Here is a 255-nt window from a genome sequence, read left to right as displayed (position 1 = left end):
GTTCTTTTCGCCTTTCCCTCACGGTACTGGTTCACTATCGGTCAGTCAGGAGTATTTAGCCTTGGAGGATGGTCCCCCCATATTCAGACAGGATGTCACGTGTCCCGCCCTACTCATCGAACTCACAGTCTGTGCATTTTTGTGTACGGGACTATCACCCTGTACCGTGCGACTTTCCAGACGCTTCCACTAACACACAAACTGATTCTGGTTCTGGGCTCTTCCCCGTTCGCTCGCCGCTACTGGGGGAATCTC

General features: G+C 52.9%; 1 rRNA gene. It reads right to left on the bottom strand.

The annotated features are described in order from the left end of the window. Positions 1 to 255, bottom strand: a 23S ribosomal RNA gene (locus J1782_RS00015); the annotation flags it as partial.

It is taken from the genome of Rahnella sp. BCC 1045 (genome assembly GCF_019049615.1).
Taxonomy (GTDB): Bacteria; Pseudomonadota; Gammaproteobacteria; order Enterobacterales; family Enterobacteriaceae; genus Rahnella; species Rahnella contaminans.
Note: the sequence above shows the minus strand (reverse complement) of the source record. Positions and strands in the feature narration are given on the sequence as shown.